This window comes from Brockia lithotrophica (assembly GCF_003633725.1).
GTDB lineage: Bacteria > Bacillota > Bacilli > Thermicanales > DSM-22653 > Brockia > Brockia lithotrophica.
On the sequence record NZ_RBIJ01000001.1, the window covers coordinates 735,267 to 759,183 of the forward strand.

Here is a 23,917-nt window from a genome sequence, read left to right on the forward strand (position 1 = left end):
TTTCACGCCCAAAGACCGTCGGGCCCTTGCCGAGGGGCCCGCATACATCCCTGCCCGAAGCCCGCGATCCGAAGCCAAAATTCGCCGAGGCTTCAAACCCGCGGCGCCGGACGCCTCATGGCCGAGCGAACGACGCCCAAGGCGGTGAGGAGCACGCGGCGTTTGTTGCGGATTTCCAGCGCCTCCCGCGCGGGCAAGGAGCCGGCGACGATCCCCGCCCCCGCCTGCGCCTCGACGACGTCCCCGCGAAAGACGAGCGTGCGGATGGCGATCGCCGCGTCCGCCTCGCCGTCGAAGCCGACGAACCCCACGGCACCGCCGTAAAAGCCTCGGGGAGAACCCTCCTCTTCGGCCAGAAGCTCGAGCGCCCGCGCCCGCGGCGCGCCGAGCACGGTGCCCGCCGGAAAGAGGCGGGCAAAGACATCCCACGCGCCCACGTCCGGGAGGAGGTGCCCTTCCACCTGCGAGACGAGGTGGATCACGTGCGAGTACGTCTCGAGCACGCCGCCCGCAGCAAGGGCGAGCGACCCCGGCGCGACGAGCGGAGCGAGGTCGGCAAAGGTGAGGCGGACGAGTTGTTCGTGCTCCTCGCGTTCCTTGGCGTCTGCCAGGAGCTCCTCCCGCATCCGGAGGTCCTCTTCGGGCGTACGGCCCCGGCGCCGCGTCCCGGCGATCGGACGCACGAGCACCCGCCTGGCCCCTTCCCCGCCGACACCGTCGCGCTCGATGCGAAAGAGGACTTCCGGCGAAGACCCCACGAGGAGGGCGGCGAAGTCCTCCCCTGACTCGAAGGCGTTCTGGGAAGGGGAGGGGGATTCCCGGCGCGGGAGGTCCCGCGGAACGGGAAAGAAGTACATGTACGGCGAAGGGTTCACGTGCCGGAGCGCCCGGTAGGCGAGGAAGGCCGCCTCGAACGCACGTTCCCGCGGGCGCCCCGCTGAAGCGAGGTCCCTTTCATCCCCTGCGGGAAGGACGAGTTCGGAGAGCGGGATTTCCATCCGGTGCGAGAGGACGACCTGCTCGACTTCTCCCTTTCGAACGGCGGCGAGAACGCCCTCCACGCGCCGGAGGAACGCTTCTTCCTCTTCCCCTACGAGGGCGTCTGGAACCGCATCTGCCTCATCCCCTGCCTCTTCGAGGAGCGCCAGGGGCAGCCGGGCATCCGCAGAGGCTTCCCACAGGCGCTCCAGCCGCTTCCGCGCCTCCGCCTCCTTCGCCCTTCTTTCCTCCGCATCCGCGCCTTCGCGAAAGAGGACGAACGACGTCCACTCGAGCGTTCCGCGGCGGTGGTCGAAGGTGAGGAGGACTTCCGGCAAGACGAGGTAGAGAAGAGGTGCGGAAGCATCCGCAGGGGCACGACGTGCGGGCGGGAGGACGCCCCCCTCCCTCCCCAGAACGTGCGCGAGCTCAAAACTCGCGGCAAAGAGAAAGCCGCCGCGAAAGCGCCCCGAGGGGAGTTCCGCCTCATCCGTAAGGCGGAAGAGGCGGGAAAAGGCAGATAGCCCCTCCGCTAAAGGCCTCCCCCGGAAAGGCGCGCCCTCCCGACCCTCGGGATCCCGAGAAGGAGAAAAGGCCGTCCCCGCCTCTTCGGGAAGGACCCGAAAGCTTCCGTCCGGAAAGAAAAGGACCTCCGCGAGGCGACCCAAAGCGACGTAGGAGTGGCGCCCTACGGCGCTCTCTCCTTCGGCGCTCTCGAGAAGCACGGGCCGGTAAGCGCGAAGCGCGTGGGCGAGGGTTACGGGGGTCCAAGTGTCCGATGGGGTACGCCGCGTGAGTGCGTGTACGACAAACAAAAAGCTCCCCTCCCGTCCGGAGGAGAGCATCGCGTTCTTGCCGATTTCGGCGCGTAAGGCACGGGGATTCCCTGCCTCGGGCGGAAAATCCTTTCCGCACCTAGAGGCCCTTGCCGACGAAACGGCCTTCCCTTTCGGCAAGGGGGCGAAGCGCACGGGCAACGCCCGCGCCCGCAACCTCCCGCACCTACGTCCGCGCCCGCCTGCGCGACGCCTCGGCTCAAACTCGCGATGCTCTCCACACTCGTCTCAACTCGGCTCTCCTCACCGCGTCGCGCTCCCGGCGGCGGTGATGGCGTTATTCTACACCACGAGGCGAGGAAAAGTAAAGAGACGAGAGAAGCTCTACGACTTCCGCCCGACGAGGACGGCGCCGACCACCACGAGGGCGCTCCCGACGAGCTGAAGCGGCCGAACCGCATCCCCCAAGACGAAAATCCCGAGAAGCGTCGCCACGACGGGCTCCACAGTGACGAGGATCGCCGCGCGGCCAGCGTCGAGCCCTTCGAGCGATTTCGTGTAGAGCGTGTAGGCGAGGGCGGTGGGAAAGAGGGCAAACGCCAGACCTACGGCGAGGACGGATCCGCGGAACCAAGCCGCCTCTTCCGCGAGCGGGGAGGCAAACGGCGCAAGGGCGAGCCCCGCAAAGAGAAAGGTGTATGCGGCGACGACTTCCGGCGGCACCTTCCCCGCGAGCGGCTTGGCGAAGATCGTGTACAGACCGTAGGCGAAGCCGGCGAGAAGCCCGTAGCCCGTACCCGCAAAACCCGAAAACGCCCCAAACCCTGCACCCGAGACGAACAGCACGCCGAGGACGGAGGCGACGAGGGCGAGCGCCTTCGCACGCGCGATCTTCTCGCCCAAGACGACGCGGGCGAGGAGGACGACAAAGGCCGGCGCCGTGTAGAGGAGAGCCACGGCCACGGGCAGGGGCGTGAGGCGAATCGCCTGAAAGTACGCCCAGTTGAAGAGAGCCATACTCGCCACGCCCGTCCCCAAAAGGTAGGGCAGCGCCCAACCCCCGGGAAAGAGGGGCATACGCCGAACGGCGAGATAGGCGAAAAGGAGGAGCGAAGTCAAGACGGCGCGGAGGACGACGATGTCCACCGAGGACAGGCCCTGCGCGCCCAAGGCGCGGACGAAGAGCCCGATCGTACCCCACAACACGCCGGCAAAAAGGGCGTAGACGACGGACACGGCGGTTCCCCCAAAGGCACTCCCAGGGCGGTCGTTTCTTCCCATACTACCACGGTAGCTCGCGCGAAGCCGATAGGTTCTGCACTCGCCCACAAAGCTGCCCATAAAAAAAGGATTGGCAGAGACGTTTCTGATATCCTCGAGTCGAGAGAAGCCGAGAGGTGATCCCGATGTCGCTTCGAGTGCTTTCCGAAGAGCCCCCCGGTTCTGTCGGTTCCACCCTCCTCGAGATCGAGCGCGTTACGAAGCGCTACGGCGCGCGGATCGCCGTGGACGACGTGAGCCTGAACGTATCCGCAGGCGAGTGCTTAGGTCTCCTCGGACCCAACGGCGCGGGCAAGTCCACCTTGCTCGCCGCCGCCTCGGGGATCGTCCGCCCGGACGCAGGCAGCATCCGCATCGGAACCTGGGACATCTGGAAAAGGCCGCGGGAAGCAAAGCGCCTCATCGGGTTTGTCCCCCAAGACGTCGCCCTCTACCCCACCCTCACCGCCAGAGAAAACCTCGCCTTTTGGGGGGCGTTGGCGGGGATCGGCGATGCGCGCGCCCTGTGCAAGCGCATGGATGAAGTCCTCGAACTCGTGGGCCTCGAAGAACGCGACCGAGACCGCGTGCGCAACTTCTCGGGAGGGATGAAGCGGCGCCTGAACATCGCGGCGTCCCTCCTCCACGAGCCGTCCCTCCTCTTTTTGGACGAGCCTACGGTGGGCATCGATCCACAGAGCCGGAGGCACATCCTGGACACCGTCCGCAACCTCGTCCGGGACAAAGGACTCACCGTGGTGTATACGAGCCACTACATGGAAGAAGTCGAAGACCTCTGCACACGCGTTGCGATCATCGATCAGGGGAAAGTTCTCGTCGTAGGGACCTTGGACGAAGTAAAGAACATCGCGGGAGAACACGAGACCGTAGAACTCGAGGTCCAAGGGGATGCCGAAGCTGCCCGCACCCTTCTCGCAACCCATCCCGCCGTCCTCGCCGTCGCCGAAAGTGGGGGAAAAGCCGATGCCGCCGAAACGCTCCTCGTGCTCCGCGTCGAACGCGCCGACCACGCCATTCCGCAGATCCTGGCCGCGCTCATTTCCCAGCTCGGCGGACGCGTAACCCTCCGCACCCTCCGCGTGCGCCGCCCCGACCTGGAAACCGCCTTCCTCGCCCTTACCGGACGAACGCTCCGGGTGTAGGAGACCTATCTGCCCGTGGGAATTGGGGTTTCTCCAAAACTCCGGCGACGCCGAAGGGGGAATTCCCGTGCGCGCGCTCTTCGCCCTCACCGGATCGCGGATCCTCCTCGCCCTCCGCGATCCCCTGGCCTTTCTTCTCTACCTCCTCTTTCCCTCCCTCCTCGTCGGGATCCTCGGCCTCGCCTTCCAGGGTACGTGGGAAGCGCCCACGCTCACCTCGTTTCCTATCTCCGTGCTGGACGAAACCACCGCCCCAAAAGCCGAGGCACTCGCCCGCGCGCTGCAAGAAGCCCTTCGCGCCGCCGAACCTTCCGCTCCTTGGAGCCTAGCAGAGGGAAAAGGAAAGGACCTCTCGACTGCTCTGACATTGCTCCGAAAGGAGGAGCTCGGGGCCGTCCTCGTCCTCCGCGACGGCGGGAATTCCCTCGTCGTAGACGCTTACCTCGACGAGCGGCAGCCGACGCAGGCGGCGGTGGTGCTTTCCTTTTTGGACGCCTTTCAAACCCTCTCCTCCTCTTCCGCCGCACCTCAGTCCGCAGGAGCTCTCCCTATCCCCCTCGAGGTGAAGGAAACTTCCCTCATCCCCGTAGGTCCCTTCGCATACTACACCCTGGCCATGGGAGTCATGTTTTCCGTATTCGTCGCCTTTGGTGGTGCGGGGCGGATCGTCGAAGACCGCAACACTTCTATCTTCGCCCGCATATCCACGTATCCCGTGAGCAAGTCGTCGATCCTCGCGGGGTATCTCCTGGGGAACGCTTTCGTCATCTGGCTCTCCCTGCTCCTCCTCCTCGTCGTAGCCGAACTCGCCTTCGGCGTGCGCTGGCACGGTCTAGGGCTCCTCCTCGTCCTCGCGGGAATGTACGCACTCGCCTGGTCGGGAATTTCCCTCCTCCTCGCCACCATCGCCAATGATGCGGCTGTCCTCCGGATGCTTGGGGGATTCGTCGGGATGGCCGTAGGAAGCATCTCTGGGAGCATGTACCCCCTTTACCTCTTTCCCCCGAGCATTGCGGCTGCCGCCCACCTCCTCCCCAATACGTGGGCGCTTGAAGCGATGCTCAATGTCGCCGCGGGATTACCCGTTGCGTCCACCTGGCCGGCGTGGATCGCACTCACCGCCTACACCGTCGGAAGCCTCGCCCTTGCCACCCAACGCCTCACACGCCAAGGGGGTGCGTGAACGTGCAAGGAAACCCAGGCTTTTTTTCTTCTGTGCTCGCCGTCCTGCGCCTGCGCTTTGCCTCTGCATGGGCCAATCCCCGTGCGCTTCTCCTCTCCCTCGCACTCCCCCTCGGGTTTGCGGCAATCCTCGGGCTCTTCATCTCAAGCGAGACAAGCGGCGGGAAAGACGAAAAAAACAAAACCTTTTCCATACGCCCCTTTGTTACCCTCGGCGTGGCGCTTGAGGAGGGTGGCACCGTACCCGACCGCGTCCTCGACGCTCTCCGCGCAGTGCGCGGCATCGCCATCGTCCCTATAGAGGAACCCCTTGCAAAAAGGAGCGAACGTGTCGAGGAGCTCCTCGCCCGCCGCACCGTGGACGCCGTCCTTTTCCTCCCCCAATCGGCCTTATCCGGCGTATCCGGAAAAGAAGTCTTTACCCAAGCCACCCTCTCCCAGGGAGGGAATCCGTCGGAAAACCTCGCCCCAGAAGAGGCACAGGAGAATAGGTCGGAGGCGCTTCTTCTCGTAGGCCCTTATGCAGAAAACCTGCGCGAGTACCTCACCCTCACCGTACACCTCGCCTTCCTCCGCCTCGCAAACGCCGGGGAAAAGAGTACGGCGGAAGAGCGACACGACGAAATTGTCGTCCACGAGATCAACGTCCGAGCAATACCAGATGCACCACCGGGCGCCGCCGGGAACACCAGCACGGATTCGGCCGGATCTTTGAGCCGCGCGTCCTTCCCCCGCACGGTACTGGCCTTGGCCCTCTTTTTTTCCCTTTACCAAACGCTTGGAGACGGAGCCTTCCTCGCCGAAGAACGGGCGCTCGGTACGTGGATGCGCTTCCGCACCCTTCCAGCTTCGGAAAGCGGGTGGGCGCTCGGCCATCTCGGAGGAATTTGGCTCGGCCGTACCGTAGAACTCCTCCTCGTCCTCGCGTTGGCCTCGGTGTTCTTTTCCCTCCCCATCGCCAATCCTTCGATCGTCGCCACCGCGGGAGCCCTCTTCGTCCTCATCGCCGCCGGAGCGGGCGTCTTTATGGGATCCTTCTTTCCCAATGTAGCGGCGTACCGCGCCTTTGCCATCCTCCTCGCCGTCGTCTCGGCCATGCTCTCAGGGACGTTTTGGCCTCCGGACGTCGTAAGTCCGACGATGCAGACACTCGCTGCGTGGATTCCTCAGAGCTGGGCGGTCGATGCCCTCCTCGTAGGTACTTCTGGGGGAAGCTGGGGAGATGCCGCATCCGTCCTATCCCTGCTTACGGGAGTCGCGGTGGGAAGTCTCCTCTTGGGAACTTGGAGTCTCCACAGAGCTCTGCGTCTGTGATACAATTTTTCCCGCATAATTTACCAAAGCGCAGCCTTTAAAAAACCCTACAACAAAACACAAATCAGGAGGAAACGAGCATGAAAAAACCGATGCCCGAACAAGAAGAGCGCCAGTGGGCCACGGGCGTACATCTAGCCCATATTGCCGGCTACATCATTTTTTTCATCCCGTTCTTTGGTCTCGCTGCGACATTTGGGCTATGGTATTGGCGCAAAGAGGACAGCGATTTCTTCAATGACCAAGGTAAAGAAGCTCTAAATTTTCAGATTACAATTTCATTGGCTTTATTAGCTATAACCTTCCTTACAGTAATCACAACCGGGATGTGGAGTGTTGGATCTCTTGTTATCCTTGGTGCAAACGATTATGTATACGGAACCGGTTTGTATCAAATAGCATTGATGTGGAACATTTTGAGGTATCTTGTTAATTTGTTCAACATAGTATTTAGCATCATCGCTGCAGTACAGGCTAGTAAAGGGATTCGTTATCGGTATCCTATAAATTTGAGATTGGTTAAGTGAATTTGACAGAGTAACCAAACCAAAAACATACACCCAACAAAATCGATGCCTATTATGTGCAATTATGTTTATGCAAAAACATAAAAAAGCGTAGCGCGTGAGGCTACACTTTTTTATGTAGAAGCAAGAAAAAAAAATATCTCGTTACATATATCACCCTTAGCTCCGCGAATTCCCCGTAAGGATCGCCATGAGACGAAGGATGAAGAGAAAGAGGTTCACCACGTCCAAATATACGTTCAGCACAGCCATAGGTAGGTCGCGTGCAGGTACGCCGTTCTTATACTGAGAGATGTCGTAGAGAATCCATCCGGTGAATATCGCAATCCCGCCGATTGTGTACACGTAGTTCATAATCGGTCCCATGGGGAGGAAAAGACCCAAAAGCCCGACGAGAACGAGACCAATTGTACCCACGAAGAGAAATCCGCCGAGGAAGGAAAAATCGCTTTCCGCCCGCGAGGCGTACCACGAAAGGGCGAGAAAGCTCACCGCCGTGATCCCAGCAGCTGCGGCAACGAGCTGGCCGCCCAAAACGGATACGTAGGCGAAAATAGGAAAGGCTAGGGCAAAGCCCGTGACGGCCGTGAAGGCGTAGAGAAACCCGTAACCTACGGCTCCTCCCCTCGCCCGCACGATCACAGCGCCGACGATCATCGCCAACTCGACGACGAGCGCAAGGAAAAACAACGGGCTTTCCGCAGGGACAAAAATCAGCCCCAAAACCCCGGCGAGAGCCGCCACAAGGAGCGACATACCGAGGTGGAAGATGAGTTTGCTGAGCGGCTCAACCCTCTCGGCCTGGGAAAACGACCCTTGTGTGGGAAAGGTCACGTATGATCCCTCCTTGGAAGTCCATTACCTACGCTTCGAGTATACCTCGTTCCTTAACATTGCACAAGGTGAAAACCTACAGTTCATGAAACTCGTTCCCTGCGTCGTCCGTCCCGACGTACATGCGGGTGGTGGTTGGTGTCCCCCGTGTGGAAAGCATGATCGATATGCAAGAATCCCCCCAAAGAATTGATGGTTGTTGCAGCATAGGATATATATAAAGCAAAAACAAACAATACATTATCTACAACTACTTCTACGAATTCGAAGTAACATAAATTATAAAATCAAAGGTTTTTCGAAATCTATATAACGATCAATTCCATACACGCGCACAAAACGTTCCCTTGCTCCATACAGCAAATAAATCCTAAGGCTATCTTTTTTATTATCAATAATGTTTATTAATAAATGCTCAAGTTTTTCGAATTGTTCTGCGTTTATGTAACACTCAAAAAGTGACTTTTGAACTCTTTGACAATATTCGGTACAAGCTTTTGCAACACGCCGCAACCTTTTTTGACCTTCTACGGTTTCTGTATTTACATCATAAGCAATCAATATATTCAAAATTAACACCTCTTTATTTAGTAATATATGGTATATAATCATCGGAATCTCCGCGTAAAAAGCGAGAAAGAAGTCTTGCTTGAATATGGGGGAGAAGGCCTATGGGAACATCTCGCTTTATTACAGGATGTACAACCGTTTCTTGTTTTCTTTTTTGATACTCACTTAATAAAATACGCCTAGCATCTTCTTTAATAAAAATCGAGCCTCCGGGCCGTATTTCAAAATCTTCAATAGTTATTTGTTTTCTATTAATCAATGTAAAAATTAAACGATCTCCTAATATACTTCTAAATTCTTCGCATAAATCTAATGCTAAAGCCGGTCTCCAGGGCGAAGTTCGTGTAGAAAACCGATTTGAGGATCAAGTCCCACTCCCTCACATGCCGAGACACATTCATTTATAAGAAGAGAATACATAAATGACAACAAAGAGTTTAATGGATCGCGCGGAGGTCGTCTACTTCTACCTTGCCAGCGAAATTTATCATTATTACGAATAAGATAATTAAAAGTAGAAAAATAAATTGTTGCCGCTTTTCCCTCTAATCCTCTTACAATATCAATATCAAATGCATCGTGCTGTATTTCTTTAATCAATAAGTCAAGGGATTTGACGGACTCTTTTAAAAAAGAATTTACAGAACTATTATTAGTATCCTTATACTCCCTCAAACCTCTAAGTATAACACTTCTTGAGTTTTTTATTTTTCCTATTACAAACTTTTTAGCTAATCTGATTTTTTGATCTTCATTATTATAGGCATCGTATTGTGATTTACGCAGCAAAACATTACCCGAAGTCATTCCTTGGGTCCTGGCTATAAATCTTCCAGATTGAGAAAACCAAGCAATAAATTTCCCGTTATCTATTAAGTTTGATATAACAAACGGGCTTATTAATACGTTACCAAAAACAACAATACCATCTAAATTATATATAGGAAATTGAATAACAGTTTGATTATTTTGTTCTACACGCAAGTTTTTGTTGTGTATATGAATGTAACTACCTTGGGTTTGTATATACAATGTATTTAGAAACTCCATTTTAAAACCCTTCCTCTAATAAAATATCTCTTATATTTTGGTTTATATTCGGTAAACAAACTTCGTATAAGGAACAATTTTTGCATCTATTATCATTTACAGGAGGCGGTAAATTAGGTTTTTAAATAGGTCACGAATTTCTTTAATTATTTTCTTTATTTCACTAAAATGTTTATCTATACATATGATTTCTACTCTCCTTCTGGACTTATTATAATAAAGAGCTCCTTTATTAACCGATTTATTAAACATTTCTTCCAAGCATAAAACTATAGAACATAATTGAAGTTCATCTGCGTAACGCGAAGGTAGAGGGCCGGGCTTATAATCTACTGGATATGGAGTACCATCTGGAAGAAACTCTACAATATCCGCCACTCCAATCAAACCTAATCGTTCCGACCAAACAGGAAGAGAAAACTCAACCCCAAGGTTTTCTCTAACTATTCCACGGGGAATATCTACATTTTCATGAAGGTGTTTACCGCGAAGTGTGTAGACATTATCTAACCAAATGTTTTCTAAATATATTAGCGCGAACTGACGTTTACAGTACGCGTAATGTTGAATGGCACGAATGTTAACTAAATCTTCTTCTTTCCATTTATATTCACTATCATTATTACTTAAAATTGGATCCATAAAATTACACTCCTTTACTTATTGTCTTAACAATATTATTCCAAAACATCACAGTTAATTGAACCAACCTCAAACTCGCCGACGCTCCCCGCTTCCTTTACTCCTCCCCACCAATCACATCGCTCACTACCAAAGACTGGCAAATAAAGAGTGGTAAAGGTGAAGACCCATGTTTTGGATTACTCTACCAAAATACTCCAAACAAGTCAAGTGTTCCGGCTTCGGAAGAAGTGGATCTGGCACCGTTGCCACGTACAGCCCTGAAATTCGGTATGAGGGTCTTGACGCGCCCGCTGCTCTGTGACCATCGCCACACCTCGAGTCAACACCCCGATTACCGCCATCTCCATTAAAGCGAGAAGATAGGCTTGCTCGCCACACGGTTATCGAGCGAGAAGCCCCGTTGGAAACATGCCATTTTGAACCCCTGTAACGCGCAACGTCAGTCACCCACCTGTGTGGAGAGCGTACATGTGACGGTTCCATTGCGACAACCACTTCACGTCTAGTAGATTCAGCCATCGCTTCAACGTTGCCGCCTCTTTCTAGGCGGTTAAAACGCTTTGTCTTCGGAAGGGCCGTGATGTTAAGCGCAATGCTTCAACGTTGCCGCCTCTTTCTAGGCGGTTAAAACCGACGGACTGCTTCGGCTTATACACGTTTTAGACGGCGCTTCAACGTTGCCGCCTCTTTCTAGGCGGTTAAAACAAAAATACACCGTTTAGGAAAGCCCCGAAAAGGAAGCTTCAACGTTGCCGCCTCTTTCTAGGCGGTTAAAACTCCGGCCTCTGCAAGCCCTTGTCCCTCCGGGCTTTGCAGCCCCTATTCCGCGAACCTCCTTTTGAGGGAGCAAAAAAAGAGCGATCGCATGGCGCAAATCCCGGAAAAGCCTTGTGCCGCTTGCACCGCGAACCCCCCACCCCTGGCGTCACCACTGCCGATCCGCGATGTTTGAATATTATAGACATTAGACAACATACACGGGCGTTGCGACGCTCTTGTACCCCCCTCGGCCAACCCTATACTGGGGTACTTCAATCTCCCCGATGATCCCCAGCTTCCTTCGATCTTCCCCACCAACCGCATCGCTTACCACAAGGTGGAGAAGGCTTCGCAAGGCTGGCAAAGAAAGCGGAGCACGCCATATGGGAAACCTGATCGTTACGTTTCCATTTTGACGAATAACTCCGGGCAAAGTCAAGTCGCGCCGACCCCGGGTGAGGTAGGTTACGTAGAGAGGCAGCGATTCGAACGCCAGCCACTCCCCCACTGCTTCTGTAGGTAGCCTCCTCCCCGAAGCCTCATAACTAATGTAAGCATCTTCCTGAACGATCGAGGGATGAAAACGGAAAGAGGGAACATCATCGAGAAAACGCCAAGACCCATTCACAAGAGCATCGTGAAGCACACGCAAAGATTTACTGGATTCTTTTTTAAGAAATTTCAAAATTTCTTTGTAAGTATTAAACGGATCTACTTGCCCAGCGTACGTCAAAAGCGGAGTATCATGAAATTTTCCGTCGTTTAACCACCTTCCCAGCGCTATAATAGAATAAACTTTCACGTTATCTAAAACGAGTTTTTTTAAAAAATCGTCATAAGTATTTTTATTATGTTCATTTCTAACATCCTTAAGGCTTAAATTTGATAAACTTTTTAGATAATGTGTTGGAACAAAAAGACTCCACGGGTCTTTATCTCGCCGATCCAACATCTCTTTGAGCGCTCTTAAAAAGTTTACCAAACATGTGCTCGTACGGGAAACCTCTCGTGCAATCAGCACCGCGTAGTCGTCCCGACGGCTATTGTCGCGCTCCCACCTCAAAAACCATACAACTTTTTTTCGGGATGGATTTTGGGTATCATCGCGTTCCTCGACGATCCGCACGGCGTCTCTATTCACGGAAAAGTTTAGTGGGGGACTCCCGTAAGCTCCGAGGTTTTGAAACTCCGGTTCCTCCGTAGCGATGCGCAAAAGTCCGTATGCGGCCATCGCCGCAAGGGGGGCGTCTGCAAGACGCAAGGACGTGAGGTGAAGCTCGCATGTCGCCATCGCAAGCCTTCCTTCCAACGGTGCCCTCGTTCCTCTTGGGCACGCATTTAAATTTAAGCCTTCTCAACGTTCATCCCCTGAGTGAAGCCCATTCATCGGCAAGGCGTAGGAGTGCCTCTAGGTAAGCGATACCGTAGATCCCGTACTGCTCCAGATGGTCAAAGAACCGGTTTGCCCACCCGGATTCCAAAGACGTGGCTTCGGGAACGTCGACTCCCTCCGGCAAGCTCAGGTCCTCGACGCCAAATAGGGTTGCCCGAATCGACTTCCAACGTTCGCCAGGTTCCCAGGCGAGGGGCGGGAAGTATGGCCTTCCGTACCCGTGGTGCGTTCCGATCAAGTAGAGAACGAGTTCCCTGAGCTCATGTGACACGCCAGCCAAAGCGGTGTTCTGCCAGGAAAGATTGAGAAGCACCACGGAAATGTATTCATGCCGCTTCTTAAAGGGCCAATCCAAGCGCCGGTAGAGTTGTTCCCGCAAAGCAGGGTTCCGCTCGACTCTGTTGGACTTGGCGAGGTACCCATCGGAAAGATTTTCGGTTTCCCCTCCGCGGAGTATGGACTGAAAGCGCGGATCGAGCTTTCCTACATCGTGGTACCGCGCGGCCCATTTGAGTGCTTCGCCAACGGACGACCCGATCTCGCTCGATTGAGAAGAAACGCCCGGAAGAAGGGGGATACGTAACGAGGACAACCCGAGGAATCGGGTGTAATGTTGCACCTGATCTTGGACGGCTTGGAGGTGCTCTTCGAGCCCGATCTCCCGCGAAGCTGCGGTTTCTTCTTCCTCGACTTCGTCGCGTCCCCAGGACAATTCAACACTGGCAAGCGCATCCGACCTTTGGTTTCGGACGTATTCGCGGTAGTCCTCCGCCGGGACTCCAAAGAGAAGTCCGATCGGTTGCAGGTCTCCCTCCCCTTCTTCTGACGCAGAAAACACGTCGCCCAAAGGATGCGGTACAACCGTATTGGCGTAGCCCTTGAGGAAGGAGGCAAGCCTCTTGCACGGATCGGCAACATTCGTCTCCCGACCGAGCGTGTCCAAAAGGGATTTTACCCCTTCCACAAGACGTCGGACTTCCACATCGTCGATGGACATGTGCTTTAGAGAAATCTTTTTTCTCACGGAGGGGGAGAGGGAGTCCAAAAAGGCCGCATGAGCACGAAGGAGGGCAGCGAGTTCCTGCTTCTTTTCTTCGTCTGCAACACATCGTTCGAGGTGTCGAACGGTAAGGGGCAGGTAGAGTATCCTAGGAAAAGAATCCAACCCATCGAGGATGCCGGCGACGTACACGTCGGCGCCCTTCAGGGGCTCACTCCCCCGTCCCGCGTTTGTACCATAAGCCGGGGGCTGCCACCCGTATTCGTCGACCCCGCCGTACGACGCCGGTACGACCACAACGTCGCCGGGGCGAAGCAGTGCACGTGCTCCCTTTCTTTCTTCCTTGGAAAGCGCCTTCAGGTGGAGAAGCGGCGTGTCGCCCTGGCTGTCGGCAGAGCGGTAGAGATATGCAGGGCGGAACGGGCGCTTGTGCGCCCCTTCTTCTGTAGCTCCGCCTTCTACGTCGTCGGCGTCGGCCCACTCGCGGCGGAGCCACGTCTGGACGGTGTAAAACGGAAGTGATAGCATCTCGTAGCTCATGGGCGGCGCGTATGCAAAGTATTCCTGAAGTTTTTTGAGGTTGTCCGGGTTTAGGTCTTCCTCTTTGAGGTCTTCTCGCCAGACGACGTACACGTCCAGAGGCGGGCTTTCGTCCCCGTGAAGGTACAGGGATATATCGGGCTCGACGCCGACGAAGCTCGTTTGGGCGAGTCGTTCGAGCTCCACATGCGTAATGTCCGGAGGCCTCTTAGGTTCGGGGAAATACAAGGACTTTCCCTGTTCGGCACGTTTTCTGAGCCCGCTGTGCGAGAAGTCGAGCCGGTCTGTCGAAGAGAGCACCTGCAAGCACTCTTGAACGTCCTTTTCGGAGTACGGGTAAGGTTTGTAGTCCTCCTCTTCGGGCGCGACCACAACACAGAGAGGCCCTTTTCCGTCGTACTGACCGTCTCGGTTGAGCCGTCCGAGGCGCTGGAGGAGGGCGTCGCACGGTGCCGCTTCCGTTACCATTCCGGCAAACGAAACGTCTACTCCGACCTCAATGGTCTGCGTCGCCACCAAGACCCGCGGAAGTCCTGTCGACGAAAAGAGCCGCTCGTTCAGGAGCTTGCGGTCGTAGGGGCGCACGCGGCCGGTGAGGAGGAGGATTTTCCCAGCCAACTCCTCCTCGGCTGGATCTTTCGCTTCGCTCGCCAGGAATTCCTTCAGTTCTTCAAAGACGTATCGAGCCGTGGCCACCCGATTTGCGATGACGGCGATCGGACCGTCTACCTCCCGGAGGAGGTTCTTCGCCTCCTCGGCGAGAAGTTTGGCAACCGCTTTGGCTTCTTTGTCTTTACCTCTGGAAGCCGCGGCGGATTCGTCGTCCTCGGCGCCGGAAACGCTCAATCTCTTCTCGACCTTACGGACGAACCGTTCGGCACAAAGACGTTTTCGGAGGCGCCCGTCGGCCCAGTCGTTCTCGTCGAGACGAAATACCTCTTTGTACTCGCCTTCTTGGTCATTCGAGAGCGTACCGCTCATGATCACCTTCCTGAGCGGCAGGACTCCTGCTTGAACGAGCGGCTCGTGCTCGAGATGTCGCCGCACTCCCTCGAGGGTGGTGGCAAAGGGCCAGGAGAGATGCACCTCGTCGAGAAAATAAATCGCGTCGATTGCGGCCAAAGCCGCGTGGATCGGCCACTGCCGAGGTCCCACGCCGTACCCGCGAAAAAGGAGTCTCGCCCCGATCTGGTCTACCGTAGTGAGGACGATCGTCGGCTGATTCGGCTCGCGGACCCATGGCAGGCGACCGTACAGCCCGCCGCGCAACTTGAGCACGTCAAGGGGTTTTTCCGCACCGTAGTTGAGAAGCGCTCGCTTTGTGCGGCCCAAAACGTCAGAAGCGTTTTCGTCGGCGGTGTAAATCGCCTCCATAGCGGCGGTGGCGAGTTGTTCCGCCTGATCGACAATGAGCCTCCTATCGACGACGTAGAAAATCCTAAGACCCGTTTTCCTTTGGGACATTGTTTTTTGAGATTCCAGGGCGAGCAAGAAGACGGCGACCAACAAAACCGAAGTCTTCCCTGTTCCCGTGGGCAAGTCAAGCGCATCCGGCCACCCGGAATTCAACACCGTCTTTACAAGGCGCTCCTGCCACGGGTAAGGTTTGACCTCTTGTCCGACAACCTTTTTCATGACCGCGGCGAAAAAATCGGCAAAGTCCTCTACCCTAACCGCGCGTGGGTCAGGCGTCATCTCGCTCCCTCCCTTGCACAACCGGGGCGAAGAAACCGTAGCCGAAGTAAATTCCCTTCCCCACGACAACCGGGCCGGATATCGCCCGTTCGAACTCGAGGACGAGATGCATCCACACGTTATCGAGATAGCGTGCTCCAAAAGCGCGAAAATCGTGCACAGAGGGCGTTCCGGTGAGAGCCCCAACTGGGCGATAGGTTACCCTGAGAACTTCGGGGTACCCGAGCGCCTGTAAGCTCTCGTTCACGATTTGAAGAATCGGGACGTGTTTTTTGGGAAAGCGAGGGAGAATAACTGGCGTTACGCTCGCCCAGAGGTTGGAAGCGCGTTTCCAGCGCGACCACCTGAGAGAGTACAAGGTCGAGGGAGGTTTCTTTGTCGTCTTCTTCTGTCGCTCCCAATCTCCAGGGGATGGCTTCGAGGGATCGGCAGAGAACTTGTCGTCCCCTCCAAAATCCCGGACAAAAACTGGGCGATCGTCCAGTGGCTCCACTTGGAATTCCACGCGCCTTTGGGGCGGCCAAAGTGTTCCCTCGGATTTCACTTGGGCAAAGTCTAAGTACAACATCCCTTCCGAGGTCGCGATCCCACGGAGAAACGCCTCGTAAATCGCCTCGACGATTTCGCGAGTGATGCCTTCACTTTCGGGAAAGAAAAGGGCGAATCCCTTGATCTCCCCAGTGGAAAAGGAAGTACCGACGTGGGCAAGGGGGACCATACCCACGTGAAGCGACTTGCGGAAAGAGCCGCTTCCCGTCGCATACTCCTCTACGTTGACGTTGAGGAAACGACGACGCAAGCCGTTCACCACGCGGGCCAGCACCGCATGGACCGCTTCCCCCAAAAGGCCGCTCCATACAAGGGGAAGTGACGGTTTCAGACGAAAGCGGGCAATGGCGCTACGGGCAAGGACGTGGCCGTCTTCCGGTCCTCGGCGCTCGACCCAAACGTAGGGGACGAGGGACGCGCCGAGATAGGTTTTCATCGGGATCTCCCGGGTTTTTGAGGCCGAACGCGACCTACGGGTTTTAGAAACCCTGGGCAACGTGCGATTCAGAAATTCTATGACTCTTTCGTATTCCCGATCGAGAAGTTCAAGTCGGCCGGGAAAAGGAACGCGAAGGGTGTCCACTTCCATGTCCTGCATGAGAGTGAGGTCAGTTTCTTCTAAGGGGCGCAAGAAGGACGCAGAGCAAAACGGTTCTTCGACTTCTGGGACGACGCGCACGGCGACGGAACTCCACGTCGTACCCAAATAGGGTACGTCCTTGGCCAGCTCGCCAAGGGCGTCGGCAATTTCCGGCGGAGCCTTCTCCGTCCATTCGTAAAAAATCGGGCGATCGATAATCCCCAAGGGCCGAACCCGCGGCACGCGATCCCTGGCACCGTTGTTGAAAGGCGGAAGAACAAATTTTTTTTGTATTTTTTTGTGGGTTTGGTTTCCGCGACGTCTGGTATCCTTTTCGGAAGGCGAAAGATCATTTTGATCATTTTTATCGTTTTTTTCTTTTTTTGTTAAAAGATACGTGTAGTTTACGGGAACGTGTATACGGAGGAGCCAAACGTCGAGCGGTGTGCGCGGGGCGTAGATCCTGGGCGGCTTTTGTGCTTCAAGCCAAGTGAGCGCATTTCGATACCGCGGATGTTCGATCTTACGGACGTACGTACCTTTTCCTGCGTCGTAGGTTCGCGTTTTTCCCGCCGTCGCCACAAGCGCCATGAAGAGCCGGTCCGGATGCGGCGGGTATTCAAGCTGCTCCCGCAAGCCCCGAGATCCCGTCACAAAACCATTCAAGAAATCCACGCGCAGGACGAAAGGCATCGTCTTTTCCTACCTTCCGTTTTCTCTTTCGGCAAACTTGGGGCAAATATCGTACACGTAGCTGGGTGTAAGGGGGACTTTAAAAGTGAACGATGATTTATTCGACAATTCATCTTCATCGAGATCGAGCAGAAGGCACTCCTTTTCAAAACTGAGGCCGTGGTTTTCTTCTGCATCTTTTTTTGCATAAATGTAGAGCTCCCTGGTAAACTTTGGATCCAGCTGGATCACTCTTTCTTCCCGAACGTGCTCGAGGTACATGGCGTTCACAAGAGAATTCTCGGGAACGAGCGTTGCCCGCGAACGCAGCTTAATTGCCCCCTGAGAAAGGTACACCGAAAGAAGGTGGAGGCCCAAGGTCGCCAACACCAATCTTCCGGCCACATCGCGTTCGTGAGCATATGTGCCTTGTTGGGGCGGGAAATAGAGTTTTCGAAGCGAAGAAAATTTGAGCACGGAATGATAGACGATCTCCTGTACCGTCACGTAACCGCCATCCGCGTTGATTGTCGGAAGGATGTGGCCGAGGCCGAGCTGGGAGAGTTTTTCCTCGGAAACTTGCCTCCCTGTCGCTGCCGAAGGATTGAGGGGGTCATACCGACTCTCGGTCTTCCCAACCGTGAAAAACCGACTTAAACCGTCCAACATGCGATCGAGTTGATCCGCATTCTTTTCTAACGTTTCTTCAAAAGGCGTAAGGTCGGCGACAACGCCAAAGATCGTCGCCTCAAGCGCCCGTTCGATCTTGGCCTGCGCGCGTTGGAACTTACCTCCCTGAGTGAGCGTCATTGCAGCTTCGTCCGCATGAGATGCCCAACCGCCAAAAAGGAGCGTGTTGGGCGACCACCGGTAAATCGGCGTAGCCGTAAAGGTGTCGGCCCACAGAATCTCACGCCCTACGGGGGAAGTAAAGAAGGGCTGACTACCGAGTTTCGAAAACTTGAAGTAGGCGTCGTAGATTCGGTGCGGTGCATCGTACTGTGTGACTAGGTAATTTTCCACCCGAACTCCTACGACCGGAAGTTCGAGCTCTTTCGCTCGGCGAACCATGAGTTCTTCTAACCGGTTAGCCTGCGAAGGAATCGAATCTAAAAGCACCGTGAGGAAAAGCCTGCCGCCTATGCGTCTCAAGGCGAAGTGACGGACAGGGCGTTGCCTTCCCCCGCGACCTTCCTCGCCTGCCGAGTACGTCGGGGGTTGCACGTCGAAACCGCTCTCAAACGGTCGGAACTTTTGCTCCACCCTTATCCCGACGGCCGTTCCGTTGTCGGACAAGGCTTGTTTAAGGAGATTGGCAAATCCCTCAACGTTCATCCAGGGAGCCTCCTTTTTCGGAAATTGCTCCTGCACGCCTATTCTGGTACATTCGCCGCGATCCTCGTTTTTCCTTCTCGCGCCAGCGCCAATTTCGCGTAGAGCCTTTCGGGGATTTTGAAATCGCCGTCGGTGGGAGATGCCGTGGGCTTTTCGCCCTCATTGAGCCTTGGAATCGTAAACGCCCGGCGGCCTAGCTGCAGTTCGGGTACTCCTAACCCGAATCCCCTGAGCTCAGGCATACCGGGCTCCTTGCCCTCGACGTAAGCTTTACGGCTCGGAACCCCTCAGTTTCCGGAAGGTTTGCATCACATCGTGACCTCGCCCGCCTGTGTGCGCAACCAGCTGGCGGAACCCCAGGGACTTCCTTCCGAAGAAAAGGTCAAAGCTCGTCAAACCCGTTTATGTCCGTCACCTTGGTGTACGTGCGGGCGCGCTGCTCGAAGAAGTCGGTCTTAATGTTGTTGATGTTTTCGTCGGAGTACGCCTGAATCCACGGCATCACGTTTTCGTCGTACCCGGGATAGAGGTCGGGAAGCCCAAGCATGGAGAGGCGCTTATTCGCGAGGTACTTCACGTACGCAAGCATCTCTTCGAGGTCGATTCCGCTGATTCCCCAGAGGACGTTCTTCGTCCATTCGCTCTCGAGCTCAACCGCCTTTGCGATCGTGTCAAGTGCGAATTCCGAGAACTCCCCGTTTCGGTCGAGCTCGGGATTTTCTGTGAGAATCGCCCGAATGAGCTGAGTGACGAAGTACCCGTGCTGCATCTCGTCGCGCTGGATGTAGCTGATCATCGTGGAAGTCCCAAGCATCTTTTGGTTGCGCGCGAAATTGTAGAACACCGCAAAGCCCGAGTAGAAGTTGAGACCTTCGAGGATGAGGGAGGCGACGAGGCTCTTTGCCAAAGCTTCTGCTGTACGCTTTTCCCGGAATTCCTCGTAGAGGTCTACGATGAGCATGTTGCGCCTAAGAACCGCAGGGTCGGAATGCGCATCGGTAAACACCTTGTTCTGCACGTCGAAAGGCACGATGGACGAAAGGATGTACGAGTAGCTCTGGTTGTGTACGGCTTCCTGCTGGGCGATGACGGAGAGAATCGCGTGTACAGAAGGGTCGGAGACGAAGAGGCTCGCCTCGAGGATGTAGCGCGTTTGAACGGAGTCGAGGTTGGAGAGGAGCCCAATCGTCTTGAGGTACGCTTCCTGCTCCCTAGGCGTGAGGCTTTCCCACTCCTTGGCGTCGCGCGTCATGGGCACTTCATCGGGAATCCAGAAATTCCCGAGAAGCGTCTTGTAGATCGTGTAAAAGTGCGGGTAGCGAATGTCATTCCAGTTTACGATTCCGCTCGCCTCGCCGCCTACGATGCGCGTGGCCTTGTTCGGCTTTCCCGGTGCGAGGAGGCGGATTTTGCGCAGGACGGGCTCTTTCGGACTGAGTTCAAGCATGGAAGAAACCTCCTTTAGATCGTCGTCTGTCGTCTTTGGATTGCGCTTCGCACACTTTGCCCCAACGATTTGGCCTTTGACCTTGCCGACTTTATTTCTTCGTTCCTTCGGAGTTCTTCCTTCGCCCTACTTCACCACAAACTTCGAGGTGCTTGCTTCCTGCGCTGCGTCTTCCACCGTCGTTGAACCTTGCATCCACTCCGCAAACCGTTCCGCCCAAGCCTTTACCTTTGCAACTTGTCCTAATCCGTAAGGTGACTGCTCGATCTTGAGCTTTTCGGGAAAGGTGGGAATTCCTCGCTTCGTGAGGTGGTGGAAGATGATGTCTACCGCCCAACAGAAGCGAGGGAAAATGCTGTCCCCCGTGCCGAAGACGGCAGAGGTCCCCGCGCGCCCTTCTTCGAAGCGCCTTTCGAGAAGGGGGAGAAGCCCGCGGAGAAAGACGCGCATCTCCTCTGGAAGCTCGCCGTCTCCCCACGTGAGCGCGCCGAAAACGTACACGTCGTAACCTTCCAAGGGAACGCCGGTCCCTCTGGTCCCCGAGTTACCTTTAAACTCCCGAACGTCCTGCGGATCCGAAGGGGCCTCGTCCTCCGAAGGAATCCCTACCTCCGAAACGTCCAGGAGTGCCACTTCCATGCCCTTCTCCGCAAGAACGCCGGCGATGATTTCCGCCGTCTCCCGCGTATTGCCGCTGTAGGATACGTAGGCGACAAGAACTTTAGGAGGAGCGGAGCTCCCTGGTTCAGCTTTCATCCTGAACCACCTTCTTTGATTTTTTGGCTTTGTACTTGGCGCCGTCTTTTTTCGCCTCGTCGCCTTAGGACGAACACGACTCGCACTCTTCGATTTCCACCGTCGTGGAGCGGACGTAGTACGTCGTCTTAAGCCCCATCTTCCACGCCGTGAGGTGAAGCTCTAAGAGGTCTTTCGCTTTGATGTCGTGCCGGACGTAGAGGTTGAAGGAAATCCCTTGGTCTACGTGCCTTGTGCGTGCGGCGTTCTGCCGGATGCTCCACATTTGGTCGATTTCGTGGGCGTTTTTGTAGAGCATTGCCCGAAGCGGCGTCATGTCCGGCGCGATGACGCGAATCCGGTAGTTGTTCTTCTCTTCGATGTACTCCTTTCGGTATACCGGGTCGATGGAGGCGGTAGAGCCGCCCACGATGGACGTCGTGCCCGTAGGCGCGATCGCCTGGAGGTACCCGTTTCGAAGCCCGTGGCGGCTCACTTCGTCCGCCAGCTTCTCCCATTCCGTCCATTCTTCTGTAGGAAGCTCTTTATAGTTCGGCCGGATGTAGCCTCGGCGTTCGAAGTACTTCCCCGTATGCCACTCCGAACCTTCGAAGAGGGGATACGCGCCCTTTTCCTTCGCGAGCTCCAGAGAAGCGCGGATGGCGAGGAAGGCGATTTTTTCGTGGAGCTTGTCGGCGTACTCTACGGCCTCTTCCGATTCCCAAGGAATTCCTTCCAAGACGAGGAGGTGGTGCCAGCCAAAGACGCCAAGCCCCACAGCTCTGTACTTTTGGTTCGTCACTACGGCCTGAAGTACTTCGATGCGGTTTAAATCGATTACGTTGTCGAGCATGCGCATTTGGATGGGGATGAGGCGTTCGAGTACACCGTCAGGCACCGCCCGGGCGAGGTTAATCGAAGAGAGGTTGCACACCACAAAATCGCCCGGCTTTTTCTTCGTGACGATCATTCCGTTTTCGTCTAAGTATTCTTCCACGACGGTAGTTGCGGAGTTGTTTTGGAGGATTTCGGTGCAAAGGTTCGAGGCATAGATCACACCTGCGTGCTTGTTTGGGTTCATCCGGTTGGCCGTGTCGCGGTAGAGCATGTACGGAGTCCCCGTTTCAAGCTGCGAGCGCATGATCCGCTTCATGACTTCGATGGCGGGGACCTCTTCTTTCGAAATTTCCGGGTCGTTTACGAGTTCCCAGTACTTTTCCCGAAAGCTTCCTCGGCCGAACTCTTCGTCGTAAAAGTCTTCCAAGCTCCAACCCTTCTTCGTGCGCACTTCGTGAGGGTCAAAGAGATACCAACTTCCCCGCTTCTCCACCTGCTCCATGAAGAGGTCGGGAATCGTCACGCCCGTAAAGAGGTCGTACGTCCGCATGCGCGGGTCGCCGTTGTTGAGCTTTAGGTCGAGAAAGTCGAAAATGTCTTTGTGCCACACGTCGAGGTAAATGGCAATTGCGCCCTGCCTTTGCCCCAACTGGTCTACGGAGACGGCCGTGTTGTTGAGCTGCCTCGCCCACGGCACAATGCCGGAAGAAAGCCCGCGGATTCCCTTGATGGTGCTTCCGCGCGGACGAAGCTTGCCCATGTAGACACCAATGCCGCCTCCCGCCTTCGAGAGAAGCGCCGCGTCCGTGTTCGAGTCGTAAATCCCGCGCAGGGAGTCGTCAACGACGTCGATGAAGCAGCTCGAAAGTTGCCCCCAAGCCTTCCCCGCGTTGGCGAACGTCGGCGTCGCCACGGTCATGTAGTGGTTGGAAAGCGCCCAGTACGCCTCGCGCACGAATTCCATGCGCTTCGCCGGGTTTTCCTTTTGCATGAGGTAAAGAGCGATGATGAGGTAGCGCTCCTGCGGGAGTTCGTACGTCTTTCCGTCCTTATCCCGCGCCAAGTAGCGCGTGCTCATTGTAAGAAGGCCGAGGTACGTAAAGAGCTCATCTTTCGCAGGGTCGAGCCACGTCCCCGCAAGCGCAAGCTCTTCTTCCGAATACGCCCTAAGGAGGCTGTCGGAATAGATTCCCTTCGCGTGGAGCGTGCGAACAAGCTCCGGGAAGTTTTGGTACGGCTTTTCCGGATTGTACGCAAATCCTCGGTTTTCCGCTGCCTCGCGGTAGAGCTTGCGGAGGTAAATCCGCGCGGCGACATACGTCCAGTCTTCTGCGCCTATGCGGATTTCGTCGAGCGCGTTTCGTACGGCGTAGTCGTACGGGTCGTGCCCCGGGTCTTGGCGCACGGCGCGGAGGGTTCTCTCGAGAAATCTCGTACCGTCGAGATGCGGAAAGCGGGAAAGGATGTCTTGGATTTCTTGGAGGAGCTCTTCGGTCGCAAAAGCGGCCGACGATAGCCCCGCCGACGAAGACGAGTTCGTGGGTACTGTGTACGCCATCGCCTTCCCTCTCTTCCTCCCAGCCGTCCCCCGCCGGAAAGGGCGGGTGGGCCATTTGTCCTATATGTAGTGTTTTTACGGATTCGGGGTTCTATATCTGTGCTCGTCCCCATTCTAGCCCGCCCCGCTCTCCGGCACAAGACTGACTCGGGAGGCAGGCACCCGGTATGAACTCCCCTCTTCGCGAAGCTTTCCTCTTCGTGACAACATCCCCGCGTTCCATTCACGATTTGTTGCAAAGCTTTTTTCCCTGCCTCCGAACGTGGAAAATGTCATGCAAGCCAACCTCTTGACTATACGGAGGATTCTGAAAGTTGTAGAGAGATTCCCCATTCCCTTCCGACTCAATTTCCAACGAAGGGGCTAGATCCCGAGACCAATCTCGGGACTAAATCAGACAGGCAGAACCGAAAACAGAAAAAGGAGCGCCCTTGTGGGTGCTCCTTTCTTTCCCGAAATCCACGTGCGACTGTGGGTACTCTCCGCCAGGGGCAGGAACACGTAGCCTCTCGGTTTCG

16 protein-coding genes and 2 pseudogenes are annotated in these 23,917 nt (G+C 55.7%); 4 read left to right on the forward strand and 14 right to left on the reverse strand.

Annotated elements, in window-relative coordinates:
• Positions 1-92 precede the first annotated feature (92 nt).
• Positions 93-1,793 carry an anthranilate synthase component I family protein gene (locus C7438_RS03410; protein ID WP_170143544.1) on the reverse strand — a complete coding sequence of 567 codons (1,701 nt, stop codon included), beginning with the start codon at positions 1,791-1,793 and terminating at the stop codon, positions 93-95.
• Between the two features lie 345 nt (positions 1,794-2,138).
• Complete coding sequence (locus C7438_RS03415) at positions 2,139-2,990, reverse strand: DMT family transporter (protein ID WP_170143545.1); 852 nt, start codon at positions 2,988-2,990, stop codon at positions 2,139-2,141.
• A gap of 170 nt (positions 2,991-3,160) precedes the next feature.
• Here C7438_RS03415 and C7438_RS03420 point away from each other — a divergent pair, with 170 nt between their 5' ends.
• From C7438_RS03420 to C7438_RS03435, 4 genes are all read left to right on the forward strand, one after another.
• A complete protein-coding gene (locus tag C7438_RS03420; RefSeq protein ID WP_121443903.1) occupies positions 3,161-4,177 on the forward strand; it encodes an ABC transporter ATP-binding protein in 1,017 nt (338 codons plus the stop codon).
• Positions 4,178-4,244: 67 nt separating this feature from the next.
• Positions 4,245-5,360 (forward strand): ABC transporter permease, encoded by a 1,116-nt coding sequence (locus C7438_RS03425; protein ID WP_170143546.1) that lies wholly within the window; start codon positions 4,245-4,247, stop codon positions 5,358-5,360.
• A 2-nt stretch (positions 5,361-5,362) separates the two neighbouring features.
• Positions 5,363-6,673: an ABC transporter permease gene (locus C7438_RS03430; protein WP_170143547.1), complete on the forward strand. Its 1,311-nt coding sequence runs from the start codon at positions 5,363-5,365 to the stop codon at positions 6,671-6,673.
• A gap of 80 nt (positions 6,674-6,753) precedes the next feature.
• Positions 6,754-7,200: a DUF4870 domain-containing protein gene (locus C7438_RS03435; RefSeq protein WP_121443906.1), complete on the forward strand. Its 447-nt coding sequence runs from the start codon at positions 6,754-6,756 to the stop codon at positions 7,198-7,200.
• Positions 7,201-7,359: 159 nt separating this feature from the next.
• Here C7438_RS03435 and C7438_RS03440 read toward each other — a convergent pair whose 3' ends face one another.
• The 12 genes and pseudogenes from C7438_RS03440 to C7438_RS03490 form a co-directional block, all read right to left on the reverse strand.
• The gene (locus C7438_RS03440; RefSeq protein WP_211322039.1) at positions 7,360-8,034 is read right to left on the reverse strand and encodes a Bax inhibitor-1/YccA family protein; all 675 of its coding nucleotides are present in this window, start codon (positions 8,032-8,034) and stop codon (positions 7,360-7,362) included.
• A 279-nt stretch (positions 8,035-8,313) separates the two neighbouring features.
• Positions 8,314-8,613, reverse strand: a complete 300-nt coding sequence (gene cas2 / locus C7438_RS03445; RefSeq protein ID WP_245956475.1) for a CRISPR-associated endonuclease Cas2 — start codon at positions 8,611-8,613, stop codon at positions 8,314-8,316.
• A gap of 4 nt (positions 8,614-8,617) precedes the next feature.
• Positions 8,618-9,654, reverse strand: a pseudogene (gene cas1c, locus C7438_RS03450) (type I-C CRISPR-associated endonuclease Cas1c).
• Between the two features lie 96 nt (positions 9,655-9,750).
• The gene (cas4, locus tag C7438_RS03455; protein WP_211322041.1) at positions 9,751-10,296 is read right to left on the reverse strand and encodes a CRISPR-associated protein Cas4; all 546 of its coding nucleotides are present in this window, start codon (positions 10,294-10,296) and stop codon (positions 9,751-9,753) included.
• A 293-nt stretch (positions 10,297-10,589) separates the two neighbouring features.
• A pseudogene (locus C7438_RS09695) lies at positions 10,590-10,792 on the reverse strand (transposase); the annotation flags it as partial.
• 471 nt (positions 10,793-11,263) lie between these two features.
• Entirely contained in the window at positions 11,264-12,367 is a 1,104-nt protein-coding gene (locus tag C7438_RS09020) for a hypothetical protein (RefSeq protein WP_147401985.1), read from the reverse strand.
• Between the two features lie 52 nt (positions 12,368-12,419).
• Complete coding sequence (gene cas3g / locus C7438_RS03465) at positions 12,420-15,686, reverse strand: type I-G CRISPR-associated helicase/endonuclease Cas3g (protein ID WP_121443909.1); 3,267 nt, start codon at positions 15,684-15,686, stop codon at positions 12,420-12,422.
• A complete protein-coding gene (csb2, locus tag C7438_RS03470) occupies positions 15,676-17,508 on the reverse strand; it encodes a type I-G CRISPR-associated protein Csb2 (protein WP_121443910.1) in 1,833 nt (610 codons plus the stop codon). The genes cas3g and csb2 overlap by 11 nt, the downstream gene beginning before the upstream one ends.
• Positions 17,509-17,517: 9 nt before the next feature.
• Positions 17,518-18,822 (reverse strand): type I-G CRISPR-associated RAMP protein Csb1/Cas7g, encoded by a 1,305-nt coding sequence (gene cas7g / locus C7438_RS03475; protein ID WP_121443911.1) that lies wholly within the window; start codon positions 18,820-18,822, stop codon positions 17,518-17,520.
• A gap of 382 nt (positions 18,823-19,204) precedes the next feature.
• Positions 19,205-20,269, reverse strand: a complete 1,065-nt coding sequence (locus C7438_RS03480) for a ribonucleotide-diphosphate reductase subunit beta (RefSeq protein WP_121443912.1) — start codon at positions 20,267-20,269, stop codon at positions 19,205-19,207.
• 126 nt (positions 20,270-20,395) lie between these two features.
• Complete coding sequence (locus C7438_RS03485) at positions 20,396-21,025, reverse strand: flavodoxin domain-containing protein (protein WP_121443913.1); 630 nt, start codon at positions 21,023-21,025, stop codon at positions 20,396-20,398.
• 64 nt (positions 21,026-21,089) lie between these two features.
• Entirely contained in the window at positions 21,090-23,399 is a 2,310-nt protein-coding gene (locus tag C7438_RS03490) for a ribonucleoside-diphosphate reductase subunit alpha (RefSeq protein WP_121443914.1), read from the reverse strand.
• Positions 23,400-23,917 lie beyond the last annotated feature (518 nt).